The 18,114-nt window shown below is 35.4% G+C and carries 15 protein-coding genes; 9 read left to right on the top strand and 6 right to left on the bottom strand.

Annotation, left to right across the window (positions count from 1 at the left end; translation table 11 throughout):
* Positions 1-13: 13 nt before the first annotated feature.
* Entirely contained in the window at positions 14-1,231 is a 1,218-nt protein-coding gene (locus GTR01_RS23880; RefSeq protein ID WP_160140216.1) for a PQQ-dependent sugar dehydrogenase, read from the bottom strand.
* A gap of 105 nt (positions 1,232-1,336) precedes the next feature.
* On the opposite strand from GTR01_RS23880, the gene GTR01_RS23875 reads away from it, so the two are divergent.
* From GTR01_RS23875 to uvrB, 3 genes are all read left to right on the top strand, one after another.
* On the top strand, positions 1,337-1,708 hold the full coding sequence (locus GTR01_RS23875; protein ID WP_160140215.1) for a BlaI/MecI/CopY family transcriptional regulator: 372 nt from the start codon (positions 1,337-1,339) through the stop codon (positions 1,706-1,708).
* Positions 1,709-1,710: 2 nt separating this feature from the next.
* Positions 1,711-3,111, top strand: a complete 1,401-nt coding sequence (locus tag GTR01_RS23870; RefSeq protein WP_160140214.1) for a M56 family metallopeptidase — start codon at positions 1,711-1,713, stop codon at positions 3,109-3,111.
* Positions 3,112-3,300: 189 nt separating this feature from the next.
* Positions 3,301-5,292 (top strand): excinuclease ABC subunit UvrB, encoded by a 1,992-nt coding sequence (gene uvrB, locus GTR01_RS23865; protein ID WP_160140213.1) that lies wholly within the window; start codon positions 3,301-3,303, stop codon positions 5,290-5,292.
* A gap of 76 nt (positions 5,293-5,368) precedes the next feature.
* Here uvrB and GTR01_RS23860 read toward each other — a convergent pair whose 3' ends face one another.
* The 4 genes from GTR01_RS23860 to GTR01_RS23845 form a co-directional block, all read right to left on the bottom strand.
* Positions 5,369-5,596 (bottom strand): DUF3820 family protein, encoded by a 228-nt coding sequence (locus tag GTR01_RS23860; protein ID WP_123860621.1) that lies wholly within the window; start codon positions 5,594-5,596, stop codon positions 5,369-5,371.
* 38 nt (positions 5,597-5,634) lie between these two features.
* Entirely contained in the window at positions 5,635-6,693 is a 1,059-nt protein-coding gene (locus tag GTR01_RS23855; protein WP_160140212.1) for an AI-2E family transporter, read from the bottom strand.
* 20 nt (positions 6,694-6,713) lie between these two features.
* Positions 6,714-7,448: a beta-carotene 15,15'-monooxygenase gene (locus GTR01_RS23850; protein WP_160140211.1), complete on the bottom strand. Its 735-nt coding sequence runs from the start codon at positions 7,446-7,448 to the stop codon at positions 6,714-6,716.
* 72 nt (positions 7,449-7,520) lie between these two features.
* Positions 7,521-8,246 carry a hypothetical protein gene (locus GTR01_RS23845; RefSeq protein ID WP_160140210.1) on the bottom strand — a complete coding sequence of 242 codons (726 nt, stop codon included), beginning with the start codon at positions 8,244-8,246 and terminating at the stop codon, positions 7,521-7,523.
* A 44-nt stretch (positions 8,247-8,290) separates the two neighbouring features.
* Between GTR01_RS23845 and GTR01_RS23840 the strand changes: the two genes are divergently transcribed.
* Positions 8,291-9,268 (top strand): aminodeoxychorismate synthase component I, encoded by a 978-nt coding sequence (locus GTR01_RS23840; RefSeq protein ID WP_160140209.1) that lies wholly within the window; start codon positions 8,291-8,293, stop codon positions 9,266-9,268.
* Positions 9,252-9,878 carry an aminotransferase class IV gene (locus GTR01_RS23835; protein ID WP_160140208.1) on the top strand — a complete coding sequence of 209 codons (627 nt, stop codon included), beginning with the start codon at positions 9,252-9,254 and terminating at the stop codon, positions 9,876-9,878. Before GTR01_RS23840 ends, GTR01_RS23835 begins: the two co-directional genes overlap by 17 nt.
* On the opposite strand, the gene menD is transcribed toward GTR01_RS23835, so the two are convergent.
* A complete protein-coding gene (gene menD / locus GTR01_RS23830; RefSeq protein ID WP_160140207.1) occupies positions 9,875-11,551 on the bottom strand; it encodes a 2-succinyl-5-enolpyruvyl-6-hydroxy-3-cyclohexene-1-carboxylic-acid synthase in 1,677 nt (558 codons plus the stop codon). The genes GTR01_RS23835 and menD overlap by 4 nt on opposite strands.
* Positions 11,552-11,635: 84 nt before the next feature.
* On the opposite strand from menD, the gene GTR01_RS23825 reads away from it, so the two are divergent.
* The 4 genes from GTR01_RS23825 to GTR01_RS23810 form a co-directional block, all read left to right on the top strand.
* Complete coding sequence (locus tag GTR01_RS23825) at positions 11,636-12,586, top strand: isopenicillin N synthase family dioxygenase (protein WP_160140206.1); 951 nt, start codon at positions 11,636-11,638, stop codon at positions 12,584-12,586.
* A gap of 246 nt (positions 12,587-12,832) precedes the next feature.
* On the top strand, positions 12,833-14,467 hold the full coding sequence (locus tag GTR01_RS23820; protein ID WP_160140205.1) for a T9SS type A sorting domain-containing protein: 1,635 nt from the start codon (positions 12,833-12,835) through the stop codon (positions 14,465-14,467).
* Between the two features lie 13 nt (positions 14,468-14,480).
* Positions 14,481-17,585, top strand: a complete 3,105-nt coding sequence (locus GTR01_RS23815; protein ID WP_160140204.1) for an RHS repeat domain-containing protein — start codon at positions 14,481-14,483, stop codon at positions 17,583-17,585.
* Between the two features lie 5 nt (positions 17,586-17,590).
* On the top strand, positions 17,591-18,114 hold a 524-nt coding region (locus GTR01_RS23810; protein WP_228452335.1), incomplete at its 3' end, for a DUF6443 domain-containing protein.

The raw sequence follows: 18,114 nt of genomic DNA, 5'->3' as shown, positions 1-18,114 counted from the left end.
TTCAGCAGGATTTTTATTTTTTTGAAATTTTATAAAGTTTCCCACTATCTGTAACTGCATAGAGATTGCCGTCCATTCCATTCAGAACATCTCTGAATCGTTCGTTTTGATCTGCAAGGAGACGTTCTTCTCCTACCACCTTATTGTCTTTCATTACAATTCTATCAATATGCTCACCACTCAGGCATCCAATGAAGAGATTCCCCTTCCATTCATCGATATTCCCCGTATAGAATGTGATTCCACTTGGCGAAATTACAGGATCCCAATAATAAACTGGTTGCTCTGTTCCTTCTTTTTGAGTAATCCCCTCTCCTACTTTTGCTCCGGAATATTCAATTCCATAGGTAACATCTCCCCAGCCGTAATTTTTTCCCGGGAGAATAAGATTAATTTCATCACCTCCTCTTGGCCCCATTTCCACATCCCAAAGATTTCCGTTTGGATCAATAGCCAATCCCTGGGGATTTCGAACTCCGTAAGCATAAATTTCAGGTTTATATCCCTGTTTTCCTATAAATGGATTACCGGGAGAAGGCAGGCCATCTTTGGTGATCTTAATAATCTTCCCTAAATAATTATCTGTTTTCTGAGCATAAGCTCTAGTTACCTTATCGGATCGCTCTCCGGTACTGATAAATAAGTTTTCATCTTTATCAAAAACCAGTCTGCTTCCATAATGCTTATCTCCATCATAAGAAGGTTCTGCTCGAAAAATTACTTTAAGATCTGAAATAGATTTCAGGTCTTCCGATAATTTCCCTTTTGCCACAGAGGTCAGATTTCCTTTTCCAAATGGCTCAGAAAAACTGAAATAAATAACCGAATTCGTTTTAAAGTCGGGATCAAGTGCTACATCAAGCATTCCTCCTTGTCCTTTTGCATCTACTTTTGGAAATCCTTCTATCGTGGAAATTTGTTTTCCATCCTTGGAAACAACGTTCATATATCCTCTTTTATCTGTAATAAGAAATTTTCCATCCGGTAAATTAATAATTCCCCAGGGTCTTCCCAGATCTTTATTCAATACCTCTACATGATAAGCTGTATTTGTTTTTACCGCCTTAATCCTCGTTTGTCCTTTAAATGCAGGTTTATATTCGGAATTGGGCTTTTCGGTTTCTACACTTCCTTCATTTCCGGTCTGTTGTGCATTCGCCTGATTCTTTTTACACGAAGATAAAGTAAAAAAAAGGCTCAGCATTGGAATATAAAATTGATTGATTTTCATAATATTACGATTTGATGTAAAAAAATGAATGGAAAAATAATGCCATAAAATTTGCTCAATTAAATTTTTATTCTACATTTGTAGAACAAATTACAACATTGTAGAATGAAAGAAATTAAACTAACTGATTCTGAAAAAGTTCTCATGGATATCCTTTGGGAGAAAAAGAAAGTATTCATGAAAGATATTCTGGAGTCCTACCCCGAACCTAAACCGGCAGCTACTACAATAGCAACGCTCTTAAAAAGAATGCAAAATAAAGAGCTTGTAGGCTACAGACTCTATGGAAATTCCCGTGAATACTATCCCATGGTAGAAAAAGGAGAATATTTCAAGGAAGAAATGACTTCTATGATTGACCGTTTTTTTAACAGCTCAGTAACCCAGTTTGCATCATTTTTTACCTCCAATGCCAAACTAAGCCAAAAGCAATTGAAAGAACTTCGTGATATTATTGACGAACAGATAAAAGAATAGCTATGTTAACTATTATTCTAAAAATAATTCTTTGCTCATCGCTTTTCATAGCTGTGTATTATCTGTTTTTGGAGAAAGAGAAAATGTATAGGTTCAATCGTATCTATTTACTAAGCTCACTGATCCTGTCGTACGCAATTCCATTTATTACATTTACCATACAGGCACCAAAAGCAATCCATCCACAACTGATTATTGAAGAAGCTGTACAATATGTTGCCAACACACAGCATAGACAAGAGAGTTTTGATTGGATGAGCCTAATATGGAGTGTTTATATAATTGTTACCTTTTTAATATTGGCGAAAAGTATCTTATCTCTTTTAGTCATAAAAAGAATACAGGGAAAAAAGTCGTCTTATCAAAATTACAATATTGTCATCACTCAGAAGAAACTCTCACCGTTTAGCTTTTGGAATACCATCTATATAGGAAAAGAATACATAAAAAATGATAGCATTGACCCAAGAATATTTCTTCACGAAAAAAGCCATATAGATCAGAAACACAGTCTAGACCTAATTGTTATTGATATTATAAAAATCCTTACTTGGTTCAACCCTGTTGTATTCTTGTATAAGAAGGCAGTCATTACCAATCATGAATTTTTGGCAGATGAAGCTGTATTGAATCATAAATTTAACCTTAAAGAGTATCAGAACTTAATTCTGGATGAGCTCATGGGCAGTCAAAATTTGGCTCTTACCCATTCTCTTAATTTCAACAACACCAAAAAAAGATTTATTATGATGAAATCCCAAAAAACCAAATTCAGCTTATTTCGAAAAGCCATTGGCGTTACTACCCTTGTAGTGGCTACAGCATTACTTTCAGAAAAAACTTATGCTCATACTTCTGCTAGCCCTGAGAACAATACAGAATTGGAGCATACTTCCACCCCTATGAATACTTCCAATACTGAAACAACAAAGATTGTACAGTATTCTATGAAAAATCTACCGGAAGACATTCTTCAAGAAGAGGATTCTACTACTCCTACTGAACTGAAGAAAGAAGTTTTAAAATCTGTTACTGACACCATATCTCCTAAAAAAGACCAAGAAGGTAAAAACACAAATATCCAGGATGATAAAAACTTTGTCAATGCAGAGTACCCAAACGGCATGAGGGATCTTAGAGCCAAAATAGCCCAAACCATGGACACGAGTATTCTTGAACCTATAAATGGGATTATAAAGTCAATGGCCTATGTTCATATAGATCCAATAGGAAAGGCTACTAATATAACAACCTCAGGAATTAATGATACCTTCAATAAGGAATTCCTTAGAACGATGACCATCATCAGCAACGAAACAAACTGGAAACCAGCAACAAAGAATGGACAGCCCATCGCATCAGTGTTGACAATTCCGGTAACCATGAACTTCGCAAAACAATGAGAAGGGAGCGCTTTTAAAGCGCTTTTTTTGTATCTAATCATGCTATTTTTCTTTACAAAAAGCTTTTCTCAATAGAAAGCAACGCCAAATGAACAATAAACAGAAGTTTTTATATTCAAAATATTCATCACCAAAACTTTATCATGTCTAATAATTTCTTTCGTATTTTTGTTCTATACATTCTTTCTTATGGATTTTAAGCTTCAATCAGAATATAAACCCACCGGGGATCAGCCCCAAGCCATTGATAAATTAACTGCAGGAATAGAGATTGGTGAAAAATACCAGACTCTTCTTGGAGTAACAGGATCCGGTAAAACTTTTACAGTTGCCAATCTTGTTCAAAATGTTCAACGTCCCACCTTGGTTCTTGCTCATAATAAAACTCTTGCTGCACAGCTTTTCATGGAATTTAAAGAATTCTTTCCCGAAAATGCAGTAGAATACTTTGTCAGTTACTATGATTACTATCAACCGGAGGCTTATATTGCCACAACCGGAACTTATATTGAAAAAGACCTGAGCATTAATGAAGAAGTTGAAAAGTTACGTCTTTCTGCTACAGCAAGCCTTCTCTCAGGGAGAAGAGATGTTCTGATCGTAGCTTCCGTTTCATGTATTTACGGTATTGGAAATCCAACAGAATTCCATAAATCATTAATTTCCATTGCTACTGGTGAAAAAGTTACGAGAACCGCACTCCTTCACTCTTTAGTTAATGCTTTATATGCAAGAACGTTAAACGAGTTCCAAAGAGGTACATTTCGTGTAAAAGGAGATGTCATTGATGTTTTTCCAGCTTATACAGATAATGCGATCAGAATCCAGTTTTTTGGGGATGAAATTGAAAAGATTCAAAGCTTTGATCCCGTTAGTGGAAATGTAGAAGATAATTTCGATCAAATACAAATCTATCCGGCGAACCTTTTTGTTACCTCAAAGGAAACCCTAAATGGAGCAATTAAAGATATTCAGGATGATATGGTAAAACAGGTAGATTTCTTCAGCTCTATAGGCAAGCCACTGGAAGCAAAACGACTTCAGGAAAGAACAGAACTGGATCTGGAAATGATTAAGGAATTAGGCTATTGCTCAGGAATTGAGAACTATTCCCGATATCTTGACGGAAGACTTCCGGGAACAAGACCTTTCTGCCTGATTGATTATTTCCCTAAAGATTTCTTAATGGTTATTGATGAAAGCCACGTAACAGTTCCTCAGGTTCATGCCATGTATGGTGGTGACCGAAGCAGAAAAGAAGCATTAGTAGAATATGGATTCAGACTTCCTGCTGCTATGGATAACAGGCCTTTAAAATTTGAAGAATTTGAAGCCATTCAAAATCAGGTAGTGTATGTTTCTGCAACTCCAGCTGATTATGAGCTGGAAAAAACAGGAGGAGCTTATATTGAGCAGATTATTCGTCCAACAGGTCTTCTTGATCCAATCATTGAAGTAAGACCCAGCTTAAATCAGATTGATGATTTAATGGAAGAGATCCAAAAAAGAGCGGATGCTGATGAAAGGGTTTTGGTCACTACTTTAACAAAGAAAATGGCTGAAGAACTTACCAAATACTTTACCAAATTTGGGATTAGAACAAGGTATATTCACTCTGATGTTGAAACGCTGGAACGTATTCAGATTATGCAGGATCTTCGTTTAGGCCTTTTTGATGTTTTGATTGGGGTCAACTTGTTGAGAGAAGGATTGGATTTACCGGAAGTTTCATTAGTTGCTATTTTAGATGCTGATAAAGAAGGAATGTTGAGAAGCAGAAGGTCAATGATTCAAACTGTAGGGCGTGCCGCTAGAAATATCAATGGAAAAGCCATTATGTATGCTGATAAGATTACCAAATCTATGCAGGCAACATTAGATGAAACCGAATACCGCCGCGCAAAACAAATGAAGTACAATGAAGACAATGGCATGGTACCGAAAGCGCTCAACAAAAAAATATCCGAAAATCTTGTAGGAAGAAGCAAAGACTTCCCGGATGAAAAATATACTCAGAAAGAAATTCTTCAAAAAGTTGCCGAAGTTAAAGCGACCTATGCCAGCGAAGATGTTGAAAAAATGATCGAGCAGAAGCAGAAAGAAATGGAAGCTGCCGCTAAAAGTCTTGACTTTATTAAAGCGGCTAAGCTAAGGGATGAAATTGCTGCTTTAAAGACTTAAAGAATACCTAATAAATAGTTTCGGCGGCTTCTTCGAAGCCGCCGAAACTATATCTCAAACAGAATGTTTTTATTTTTTACAATCCATTCCTTACTGAAGCCCTGATTGGTGCCAGCAGATCCATCAGCCCATTTAATTTGATTTCATAAACGGTTGATAGCTGCATTCCCAATTTCCCTTTAGGCATTCCATTTTTATTGAACCATTCCAGATAACTTATTGGAAGATCAATCAAAACTGTTCCTTCATATTTACCAAAAGGCATTTTAAAAACACAGATTTCTTTTAATATTTCCGGATTTATTCCCTCCACTTTTTATATAATTAAATCAATTTATCTTTCTATTCTCCTTGATTAGGTAATTCCAGATCAGGAGGTGCTTTTTCATCTACAAACTCATTTCTATATACTTGTATCAGAAGAAGAGTCAAGGAAATCAGAATAGGGCCAAAAATAAGCCCCATAAAGCCAAACAGATTCATTCCCATGATAATTCCGAATACTGTATTTAGTGGGTGGATATTTTCCAGTTTCTTTAAAAGCGTAAAACGAAGAAGGTTATCTGTAAGTCCTACTACCACGACACAGTAAATAGCAAGCCCTAATCCTTGTCCGGTGTTTCCTTCTGCAATCATAAAAATACATACAGGCACATAAACAATAGCGGTTCCCACTACCGGAATAACAGAAGAAGCTGCCGTTAAAGCAAAAAGCAAAACTGCTCCCGGGGCTCCGAAGATAAGATATCCTATAAGAGCAACAATCCCCTGCCCAATCGCAACAACAGGAATTCCTATAGCATTTGCCATAATCAATTTTCTCATCTTATCGCCAATTAAAGAAATATTTGATCTTTTTAATGGCGCTGAATTTGTCAGAATTCTCTCAAACAATCTCGGCTTTTCCAACATAAAATACAGAATAAAGTACATTGACATGACTACTGTAAGCGTATTGAATGTTCCGCTCAATGCTGAAGTAGAAAATTTTCCTACAAAGCTTTTCAGCTTATTCATATTTTCCTGGCTTAGAATATCAAAACCTGTTTTGGTTTGGATGTACGAATGTATTTTATCTAAAAACACATTGAATTTATCCATATAAGCCTGAGCGTTCCCTAATTTATCGATAATCAGATCCGCAATAAAATAAATAGGCAAAATCAGAACAATAAGACTCGCCAACATCAATAAAAAAGCTGCCAGAGAAGGCTTCCATTTCTTTTCCTCCTGAAGATAGAAATTATACTTCCGACAAACTACATAAATGGTAATCGCTCCTAAAACCGATGGAATAAACAATGCAAGGTTAAAGCAGATCAAACCTGCCAACACCAAAATAATGGCGAGCAAAGAAACCTGCTTTATGGCAACACTGCTTATTTGATTGTCTTTATTCATCAGATATTATTTTATCTTTATTATTTTGTAAACATAATCTGTCTTGGCTTCCCAACAAAGGCACAATAGGTAGAATACATCACGATCATAATGAACGGAGCGGTCAGAATAAGCCCGATTCCGCACAGAATGATTCCTGCAAATGAAATCAATAGTCCAAGGAAACTCGCCCCTAAAAATGTTCCATAGTTTTCTTTTGCAAGATTGAATGATTTGCTTAAAGCATCAATAGCTGATGCGTTTTCAAATAGCAAAATTGGATATCCTAATAAAAGGAAAGGATAAATAAAGATAAAAGGAAGAAAACAAAACCCAATTGCAATAGAGGAAATAACTCCTGAAATCAAGCTATAAATCAATATATTAACAAAATTCTGACGATATCCAATAAACAAGTCAGAAAATTCAATTGGATTCTTTGTATTAAATTTATTCACCATATAGATCAATCCTACATACAGAGGAGTCAATAGCAATAAAAAAATACTGGAGAATGTTGTATACATCGAGAATCCTGGAGTTTCCCAGTATCTAAAGTTTCCATAATCACCTGAAGATTTCATTTCATCTACTATGGCAGCAGAGTTGAATCCAGTAACTCCCTGGATAATACTTACTCCGATGATATAGATAATCATAGCTACAATAGCGTAACCAAAAACACCTTTATACATGTCAAAGGCATGTGAAATGATAGATCCGGTTTCCCTGCTGGGAACAGAACCTTGCTGATCAAATTCGTTAAATTCAGACATAGTTTAAATATTTAATGATTTTACCAAATTTACCTTTTTTTGATAAAAAAACACATTAAACTCAATCGAAATTTAGCTTTTCTCAGAAAATACAGTCTTATACAATGAATAGATCATGGCATTCCAGAAAGGAAATGTAAAAAGACCTCCAATTAAAAACAAACTGAATCCCAAATACTTAAATAAAACTGCAACGAATATACACACCATGATTTCTACAAAATACATTTTCAGCGCCTTAAAGTTTAAAGAAATCGCTTCAAATATTCTTTTATTGGTGAAAAACATCAATGGGGCAACAAATATCGTTACTGCGACCCAAATAATCGCCAGAAGAATCGTAGGCATTGTAAACCTGTAGATCATGAACCAGAACAGATAATATCCAAGGTATTTAAAAAAGTTGATTCCGTTATACCCTACAAACAAGTCTCCAAGTTCAATTTTTTCATTGAGATCAAGTTTTCTGAAGATTTGAAACATTCCAAGATTCAAGGGATATAGAAATGCGGTGGTTGCCCAGATGGCAAGGGTGAACATTTGATAACTTTCAGTGGCACTTAGTTCCGCAATTTTCTCCATATAGGCTTTCGTTCCTTCTCTCAGCGCTTCTGTTAACACCTGATTTTGTTCCCATATTCCATACCAGTTTCCGAAAAAGAAAAGGGAGGTCAAAAAGATTCCAAAAAAGATCATTGAAAACATCAACTGAAAAACCAGTGTTTTATTCCAGTAAAAAAAAGCCTGCTTCAAGATAAAATCAATTCCCGGTTTCTGAGGATATTTGCTCTGCATCATAAAAATTTTATGCAAAAGTAAACATCAATAATTATTTTTGCGGAATGTTTTCAGTGAATCATCAAAAATTTATGGAAATGGACGAGCTTTCCCTTCAGAAGGTTCCCTATTTCTTTGTTATCGATTTCCTTTCAGAGAATGTTGAAGTCTATAAAGAAAATGAGATTGAAAAATCAGGATTACTTATTGATTTTCAAAACTTTTCAACCAAAAAAAAGACACATACACTTGATAAAAAAGTAGAATGGAACTCCTTTCCAGAAACCCTGGAAAGCTTTAAAACAGGGTTTGATAAAGTTCAAAAAAATATTCGACTCGGAAATTCCTATTTGGTTAACTATACCCGAAAAACCAAAATAGAGACAAATTTAAGCCTAGAAGAAATTTTTTATCACTCTGAAGCCAAATACAAGATTTTTTATAAAGATTTTTTTGTATTTTTTTCTCCTGAAACTTTTGTGAAGATCATTAACGGTAAAATTTTAACTTATCCTATGAAAGGCACTATTGATGCCTCCATAGAAAATGCAGCAGACATCCTGAAGAACGACCCGAAGGAAAAAGCTGAGCATTATACAGTCGTAGATTTACTCCGCAATGACCTGAGCATGGTTGCAGATGATGTATGTGTAGATCAGTTTCAGCATATTGACTTTATCAAAACCCAGCAAAAGGATTTATATGCCATGAGTTCTGAAATTTCAGGAGTATTAAAGCCTGAATTTGATGGTAAATTGGGAAGTATTATGCAAAAACTTCTTCCTGCAGGATCTATTTTAGGTGCACCCAAACCTAAAACCCTGGAAATTATCCAGGAAGCAGAAGGCTATGACCGAGGATACTACACAGGTGTTTGCGGCTGGTTTGACGGAAAAAATGTCGACAGCTGTGTAATGATACGTTTTATTGAAAAAGAGGGCGATCAACTCTATTTCAAAAGCGGAGGCGGTATAACGCACATGAGTAAATTAGAAGACGAATATCAGGAAATGAAAAATAAAATCTATGTCCCAATTCATTGAAAGCATTAAGGTAGAAGATCAGGAGATTTTTCTATTGGAACTCCATCAAAAACGTGTCAATCAAACATTTTCCCACTTTGGTAAAGAGGGCTCTATTGATCTGGCCAAGATCTACAAAAACCTGGAGCATGATGAAGACGGGCTTTTCAAACTGAGAATCTCTTATGATCTTGATAAAAGGATCCGTACTCAGATGATTCCTTATGCTATCCCTGAAATTCAGGATTTCCAACTCGTAGAAAACAACAGTTTCGATTATTCTTTCAAATTTGAAGATCGTAAAGAATTAGATAAAATGAAAATGAAATCTAAGGCTGAAGAAATCATCATCGTTAAGAATAATCATATCACCGACACCTCATTTTCCAACCTTTTATTTTTAAAAGGTAAGGACTGGTTTACTCCCAACTCTTATCTTCTGAATGGTGTACAGAGACAACATCTCTTAAAGAATAAAAAAATAAAAGAGGCTGAAATTACTCTACAAAATATAAAGCAATTCAGCCACTTCCAGCTCATCAATGCATTAAATGACTTTGATGATATGTTTATCTATCCTATCGACAGAATTAGGAATCTGCCGGGGAATGAAGAATATCTTGATCTTTAATTTTCTTTCATGAAATTAAAGTAAGCCTTCTGAATATCAGCGCTGTTCTTCCCATAAGTATTCACTTCCAGAATTTTTGGTTGCGAATCCGGCTTGAAGAAATTTTCTAGTACTCGGTCAAGTGTTAAATCATCTTCCACCTTAATATAAGAGAACCCAAAATGCTTTGCCAGATGCTCTGCATTTTTACGGTGTTTAGTAGCAATAAACTCATCCAGTGTATTCGGATTGGCATTTCCAGGCCCTGGAATGATTTTAAAGATGTTTCCTTCTCCATTGTTGAAGATAATGATTCTCACAAAAGGAGGAATATATTGGTTCCAAAGACCATTAATATCATAGAAGAAACTTAAATCTCCGGTAATCAATAAGGTTGGATTCGCGTTTTTAATGGCAAACCCCATTGCTGTAGACGTTGATCCATCAATACCGCTCGTTCCTCTGTTACAGTATATTCTTCTTTTACCAAAATCAAACAGCTGTGCATATCTGATCGCTGAAGAGTTTGTAAAATGGATATTATAATTTTCAGGAACCGTTTGTGAAGCTTTATTGAAAAAATAGAAATCCGAGAACTCAACCGTATTTAAAAACTGTTGGTGTCTGGCATCTTTTTTATCTCTTAGAACATCCCAAAGATTGAAATAAGGTCTTGGTTCCAAATTGATAAATTTCAACAATTTAGAAAAGAACACTTCTGGTTTTACCTCTATTTTTTCCGTTAAACAGAAATAAGTATCAGGTTGCCAAACCTCATCCAGATGCCAATGCTGCTTGGGTCTTGCACTTCTTAGGAATTGTTTTACCTTTTTAGAAACTACATTCTGTCCCACAGTAATCAACAAGTCCGGAGCATATGTTTTATAGTCTTGTTCTGTAAAATTAAAGATATAACGGTCTATATGTCTGAAGAACTTCTCATGATACAGGTTGGAATTTGCTTCACTCAATACCACAACAGAATGGTTTTTCACCAATTGTGTCAGCTGGTTTTCCAGCTCCGGGCTATAATCTTTTGTTCCTACCAACAACATAATTCTTTGAGAAGTATGCCACTCTGCAATCAGATTGGATGGAATCTCATAATCTTTATGTTTGATTGTTTTTTCAACCGTTGGAAAGGTGGGTAGTTCTGATACCAACTCATACAATGGTTCCTCTAAAGGAATATTGATATGTACCGGCCCCTGCTTCTCAAAGCAAAGTTCAATCGCTTTTTTAATGGTATCGAAATTAATATCTTCTGCATTCTCCTTACTGTCTTCCAAAAGCTGGAAATCTCCATAAGAATGCTGATGAAAAACATCTTTCTGCCTTATCGTCTGCCCATCAAAAATATCAACAAAATCAGTTGGCCTATCAGCGGTTAACACCAAAAGTGGGATATTCTGATAAAATGCTTCAGTAATAGCAGGATAGTAATTGACTACTGCAGATCCGCTGGTACAGGTAATTGCTACTGGTTTTTTCTCACTCTTAGCCATTCCCATTGCTACGAATGCAGCACTTCTCTCGTCTACAATGCTGTAACAATTGAAGCTGTCTATTTCTGAAAAATGAATCGCCAAAGGAGCATTCCTTGATCCCGGAGAAATTACAACGTCTGCAATTCCGTACTGCTGAAGAAGATGTGCAAGTATTTGGATACTTCTCTTAGAAGAATATTTTTTCATACAGCAAATTTAACTTATAAATAATGATTTTAAAATCATTTAATTTAAAAAAAATGTAATTTTGCTATTCGTAAATTTCTAAAAATGGATAAAATACCTAGTGTAGACCTGCGTGATTTCCTTTCGGACAACCCGGAACGCAAACAGAAATTTGTAAATGAAATCGGAAAAGCTTATGAAGAAATTGGTTTTGTAGCCTTAAAAGGCCACTTTCTTGATGACAACCTTGTAGATGATTTGTATGGAGAGGTAAAAAACTTTTTTGAACAACCAGTGGAAACGAAACAGAAGTATGAGATTCCAGGAATTGGTGGCCAAAGAGGATATGTAGGATTCGGTAAAGAAACTGCAAAAGGTTTCAAAAAAGGAGACTTAAAAGAATTTTGGCACTTTGGACAATATTTGTCTGATGATTCAAAATATAAGGCAGAGTATCCTGACAACGTTATCGTTGATGAACTTCCAAAATTCAACGAAGTAGGTAAAGAGGCCTTTCAAATGCTTGAAAAAACAGGACAATATGTTTTAAGAGCATTAGCATTGCATCTTGGTTTAAATGAGTTCTATTTTGACGATAAAATCGCTGAAGGAAACTCAATTTTAAGACCTATTCACTATCCACCTATCACAGAAGAACCGGATGATGCTGTAAGAGCTGCGGCTCATGGAGACATTAACCTTATTACCCTTTTAATGGGAGCACAAGGAAAAGGTCTTCAGGTTCAGAATCACAACGGAGAATGGATCGATGCGATCGCAGAACCGGATGAATTGATGATCAATGTTGGAGATATGTTATCTAGACATACCAACAACAAATTGAAATCTACGATTCACAGAGTGGTAAACCCTCCAAGAGAATTGTGGACTACTTCAAGATATTCAATTCCTTTCTTTATGCACCCAATTAGTGCAATGTCATTAAACGCTCTTGAAAACTGTGTAGACGAAAACAATCCAAAGTTATACGAAGACACTACAGCAGGAGAATTCTTACATGAAAGATTGATAGAATTAGGATTGATTAAGAAATAATAATTACCTAACGATATGAAGTCGGCTGCCTCAAATGAGGCAGCCGATTTTTTTTACAAGAATATAATACGACGTGTTTTGTCGCAATACAGTAGTAGATTTGTAGGATCACTGAAGGATGTAGAAGCATAACAAAAAATCCTCATACTTGGAAATATCCCATATTAAATCGCATAAATGTGATTTTTAAGACCTAAAAAAGGTTAAATTTGCGCCAATTTTAAAAACTGATATTAAAACACGGGAATGAAAAAGATTTACCTCGCTGCATTAACCTTATGCACAGCTTTAGGAGCATCTGCCCAAAATGTAATATGGCAAAAAGACATCAAATCCTCCACTCAGGATTTTCTAAGTCAGGTGACAACAACAATCGATCAGCAGTATCTTATTACAGGAAGTTCAATACAGTCAGAAAGCGGGAAGCTGGAGGCTGGAAGTAAACCCAACAATGGTTACGATTTCCATTTGGTTAAATTAAACCAACAAGGAGAAGAAGCCTGGGAAAAACATTTTTCAGGAAATAATCACGATTATTTATCTGCAACAGTCTCTACTCAGGACGGAGGTTTTCTTCTGGCTGGAACATCGTATTCCGGAAAAGGATTGGATAAAAAAGATGATTCCAAAGGCGGTTCAGATATCTGGCTGATCCGAATCAATGAATTTGGCGATGAAATCTGGCAGAAAACATTAGGAAGCGCTTCGGATGAAGAAGCCAAAGCAGTAATTCAGAGCACAGATTTAGGCTTTTTCGTTGCCGGAAACGTACAAAATTCTTCCAAAGGCTATGGTTCAAAAGATGTCTGGATCATCAGACTGGACAAAGATGGAAAAGAACTCTCCCAGCTTGTATTAGGCGGAAAAGGCTTAGACGAAGTAGAGAAAATAATTCCAACGAAAGATGGCGGAGCTCTTCTGGGGATTTATTCAAGAAGTTCCGGGATGCGAGATTCGGGTTCCGTATCAAACGTTCAAAACTCGAATCCCGAACCTCGTACCACAAACCTCGTATCCCGCATCTCGAAACAAAGCGAAAACTTCGGTGAAGGCGACTATTGGATCGTTAAATTGGATAAAAACGGAAAAGTAGAATGGGAAAAGAACTATGGTGGTAAAGCAGACGATCATATCAGAACGTTGGCTTTAACTTCAAATGGTTACATCATCGGCGGTGAATCCCGTTCCGAAAGATCAGGAAACAAAACTGTCGGGATTGAAGAAGGAACAGACCTTTGGCTCATTGCTCTTAATGAAAGAGGAGATGAACAGTGGCAAAAGTCCTATAATTTCAAAAACCGTGATATCCTGATGGGAATGAGTGTGATACAGAGCCAAGATCCGAGAGCCAAGAATCAAGATGTAACAAAAGGAATTTTGTTGGGTGGCTATACCCAAGCAGAAGGAAGAATACAAGAAAATGAAGAAACTTTCTGGATGCTTTATCTGGATGGAAACGGAAACGAGCAATGGCGAAAGCATGTGAGTGGCGAATCCAGACAAAAAGAAGAAAGACTTTCGGACTTGAAACTCAACAGAGATGGCTCTATCGTTTTAGCCGGAACAAGCGCCAAGGAATTAGGGAAAGAAAACTGGAAGATTGTAAAACTGGATGATAAGCAGGTCAATGATCTGATTGAAAAATATGACATTAAGATCTACCCGAATCCGGTATCTGATTATGCTTATGTAGAAATCGGTTTTGACTTCAAAGATGCTGATATTATGCTGTATGATATGAGCGGAAGACAGCTTCAGAATTTTAAAACTAAAAACAGAGTGACCAAGATGAATACCCAGGCTTTGGTTCAGGGAGCGTATCTGGTGACAATAAAAACGGATAATAATAAAACAGCGAATGCAAAGCTGATTAAAAAATAAAAAAACATTAATCATGAAGAAAATAATGGCTCTGGCAGCAATATTGCCAGCGATAATGATGTGGGGGCAAACACTGGAGTTGCCTAAAAACATTCAGTCTCCCAATGCCGCATCTTTAGGGAAATATGGAGATATTGATATGAACCTTTTTACAGGAAGAGCGAATGTTAGTGTTCCTTTATATTCACTTAATGAGGGAAATATACCTTTAAACATAACGTTAAATTATGATACTGGTGGAGTAAGAATTAATGATGTTTCAGGCTGGGTAGGACAAAATTGGTCACTGGAAGCAGGAGGAGTCATAACAAGACAAATAAGAACTAATTCCGATGAAGCCGAAACTCCTGAATATAGCGATATTCCTAATTCAAAAATTGGATATTATTATAGTAGACCTATATTAAATACCGCCAATTGGGCTGATAACGATCGACTAATCAATTTAGCAACTCATGCAGGATTACCAAATAGAATTAACGATCTGGAACCAGATATATTTACCTTTAATTTCATGGGCTACTCGGGAAAGTTTTTCTTAGGAGAAGATGGACAATGGAAAGTCTCTTCAAAAAGCAACATTAAAGTATCCATTGATATGATGGACAATGTGGTTCCTATGAATTATCCTACACAACGATTTTGTAATAATGATTCCAATACAAATCTCGGTATTACAAAAAGCATCGGAAAAATAACAATTTGGGATGATAAAGGAAATAAATTCATTTTTGGAGGACAAATGAATGCTATAGAATTTTCCAATTCTGATTTTTTTAATCAATATGAACGTAAGATAAACGCTAATGCCTGGTATTTAGCTGAAGTTTATAACAATTTAGGTGAAAAAATTTATTCTTTCGACTATGAGAGAGGTAATTTTCAGGCTACTTTTTATAATAATCATCAACAAATATTACATTATGAAAAAATTTCCAATGGTACGTTAGTAAACTCTTGTAGCGGCACAAGTTTTTCTAATGAAGTTTTAGCAGAAGGACAATTAATTTTTCCCGTTTTTTTAAAAAGGATCAATGGGCTAAAAACCGGAATTAAGCTTAATTTTTTATCTGAGGAACTGCAAAATGTTAAATATGACCTCAACCCTATTAGACGTAAATACAATCCCAGTCGTCCCAATGATCCGGATTATGAAGAAAATCCATTATCGGCCAAAATAAACAGATGGATACAACTAAATGTACATAATGGAAATGCAATAGATAATTACAGGCGAGCTTTCTATTATTTGATAAATCCAATAGGGGAAATTAATTATGATTTTTGTGTGAATATTAACATTAATACGGCATATGACACAAAAAGTCTTTTAGACAAATTAAAATGGCGAAAATTGAGTAAAATCAGTATAGAAGGGCCAATATCTAAAAATATCAATTTTACTTATGATGAAAAATCATATAGGCTATGGCTAAAATCTGTGAAGAATGATGATAGGAAGTATTCCTTTTTATACAATATTACATCACTTCCAAGCTATTTATCTAAATCTGTAGATCATTTTGGATATTATAATGGTAATCCTTTTGGTATAGATCCTAATACACACAATACAGATAGAAATACAAATTCATTATTTGTTGATTATGGTATGCTTAGCGAAATCACCTATCCTACTGGCGGAACGACCACATTAGAGTATGAGCCTCATACATATTCAAAATATGTGAAGGATATGTTAGATATTGAAAATGGGTCAGGTATTACTGGAGGGGTCAGAATCAAAAAAATAATCAATTCTAACCATTGGAGTGATCCTAATAAAACGATTAAAGAATATTTATATCAGGATAATATCAACTCCAATATTTCGTCAGGAACATTAATTCAAAATAATAAATATTATTATGTAGACTTTAAAACAAGATTTATATCAGGTTCAATATTTAAAGAATCTGTATTTAGTATAAACTCAGTAATTCCTCAATCAAATATTTTTGGATCTCAAATTGAATACTCTACAGTAATAGAAAAAGAAACAGGTAAAGGATATATTATTAACAAATATTCAAATTATGTAGAAGACGGAAACAATATAAAATATGTAAATACTATTAATCCTGATTACACTATGTTTTTTCCTAAAATTGATATGGGCTTTAAAAGAGGTCATATCAAAAACAGATCTTTTTTTGATCAGAATGGAAGTAAGTTGAAAGAAGAAGAATATATCTATGAGATTCATCAAAATAATAATAAAGTAAGAGCAGTACAATACAATAATGAAAATAAATGTCCACAAAATAGTGGAGATTTAGATCTAGTCATTAAAGCTCAAGCATATGAAATCTATTTTAGTGACTATAATCTAACCCGTAAAAAGACAACGGAATTTAATGGAGCAAACGTGCTTGAAACCAATGAATATAATAATTACAATACGAGTAATTATGAAACGGGAAATCTTTTACTTAAAAAGCAATCTGTTCAATATCCCGATGTTGGTATAAAAGAAACGAACTATCAATATGCTTACGACAAGAATATTCAAAAGCTCATCAATGCTAATATGATAGGCATTCCTTTGGAAACAACTATCAGCAATAAACAAAATAAAACCGATCTTGAAAAAATTACGTCAAAAATCGAAGCTAAATATGATGATCCTGCAACATTATTCCCTACTTCAGTAATTTCCTATGGTATTGAAACACAGACTCCATCCACAGAAGTTACCTATGACAAATATGATTCCAAAGGCAATCTTCTGCAGTATACCACTAAAGATGGAGCTGTAACGGTAATTATCTGGGGCTATAACAAGACCCAACCTATCGCTAAGATTGAAAATATACGATTAACAGATATTCAGCAATCTTTTATAGACAGTATTGTGAATGCCTCAGATCTGGATGCTGCAGCCGGAGTGAATAATGACGAGAGTAATCTCCTTAATACTTTTAAGACTTTCAGAGCAAATTTACTAGGACATCAGGTGACTACCTACAGTTATGATCCCTTAGTAGGAGTAAGAAGTATAACTCCGCCATCCGGAATAAGAGAAACTTACCTTTATGATGCTGCCAATAGGCTTGAAAAAGTAGTTGATGCCAACGGAAAACTTTTGAAAGAGTTGAAATACAATTATAAAAACTAAAACTGATGAAAAAAATATTAATCCCTATAGGTACTCTCCTTGTGATGAGTACCGTAAAAGCTCAGGTTCAGCTGCCTAGCGGTTTAGCCGGATCTTCCACTGAAAATTATGTCTATACCAGAACCTATCTGGAAGAGAAAACCCAGAGTGATCCTGCAGCTAAACAAGCTCAGACTGTTCAGTATTTTGATGGTCTAGGAAGACCCAAGCAGGTGGTGAATGTAAAAGCCTCTCCCCAAGGAAAAGATGTGGTCATTCCTATTGAATACGATCCGTTTGGCAGACAGGTCAAAGACTATTTACCCATTCCTCAGTCAGGAACTCTGAATGGAGCGATCATTCCAGATCCGTTATCCAGTGCTACAAACTCTTATGGCTCCGAAAAGATCTATTCTGAGAAAGTATTGGAAAAATCTCCCTTGGACAGAATCTTACAACAAGTTCAGCCCGGTAACGACTGGGCCAATAAACCTGTAGGCTTTGGATATGAAGTCAATCTGGCTAATGAAGTATACCAATATACCACCAA

The sequence above is a fragment of the Chryseobacterium sp. c4a genome (assembly GCF_009900745.1).
Taxonomy (GTDB): domain Bacteria; phylum Bacteroidota; class Bacteroidia; order Flavobacteriales; family Weeksellaceae; genus Chryseobacterium.
Note: the sequence above shows the minus strand (reverse complement) of the source record. Positions and strands in the feature narration are given on the sequence as shown.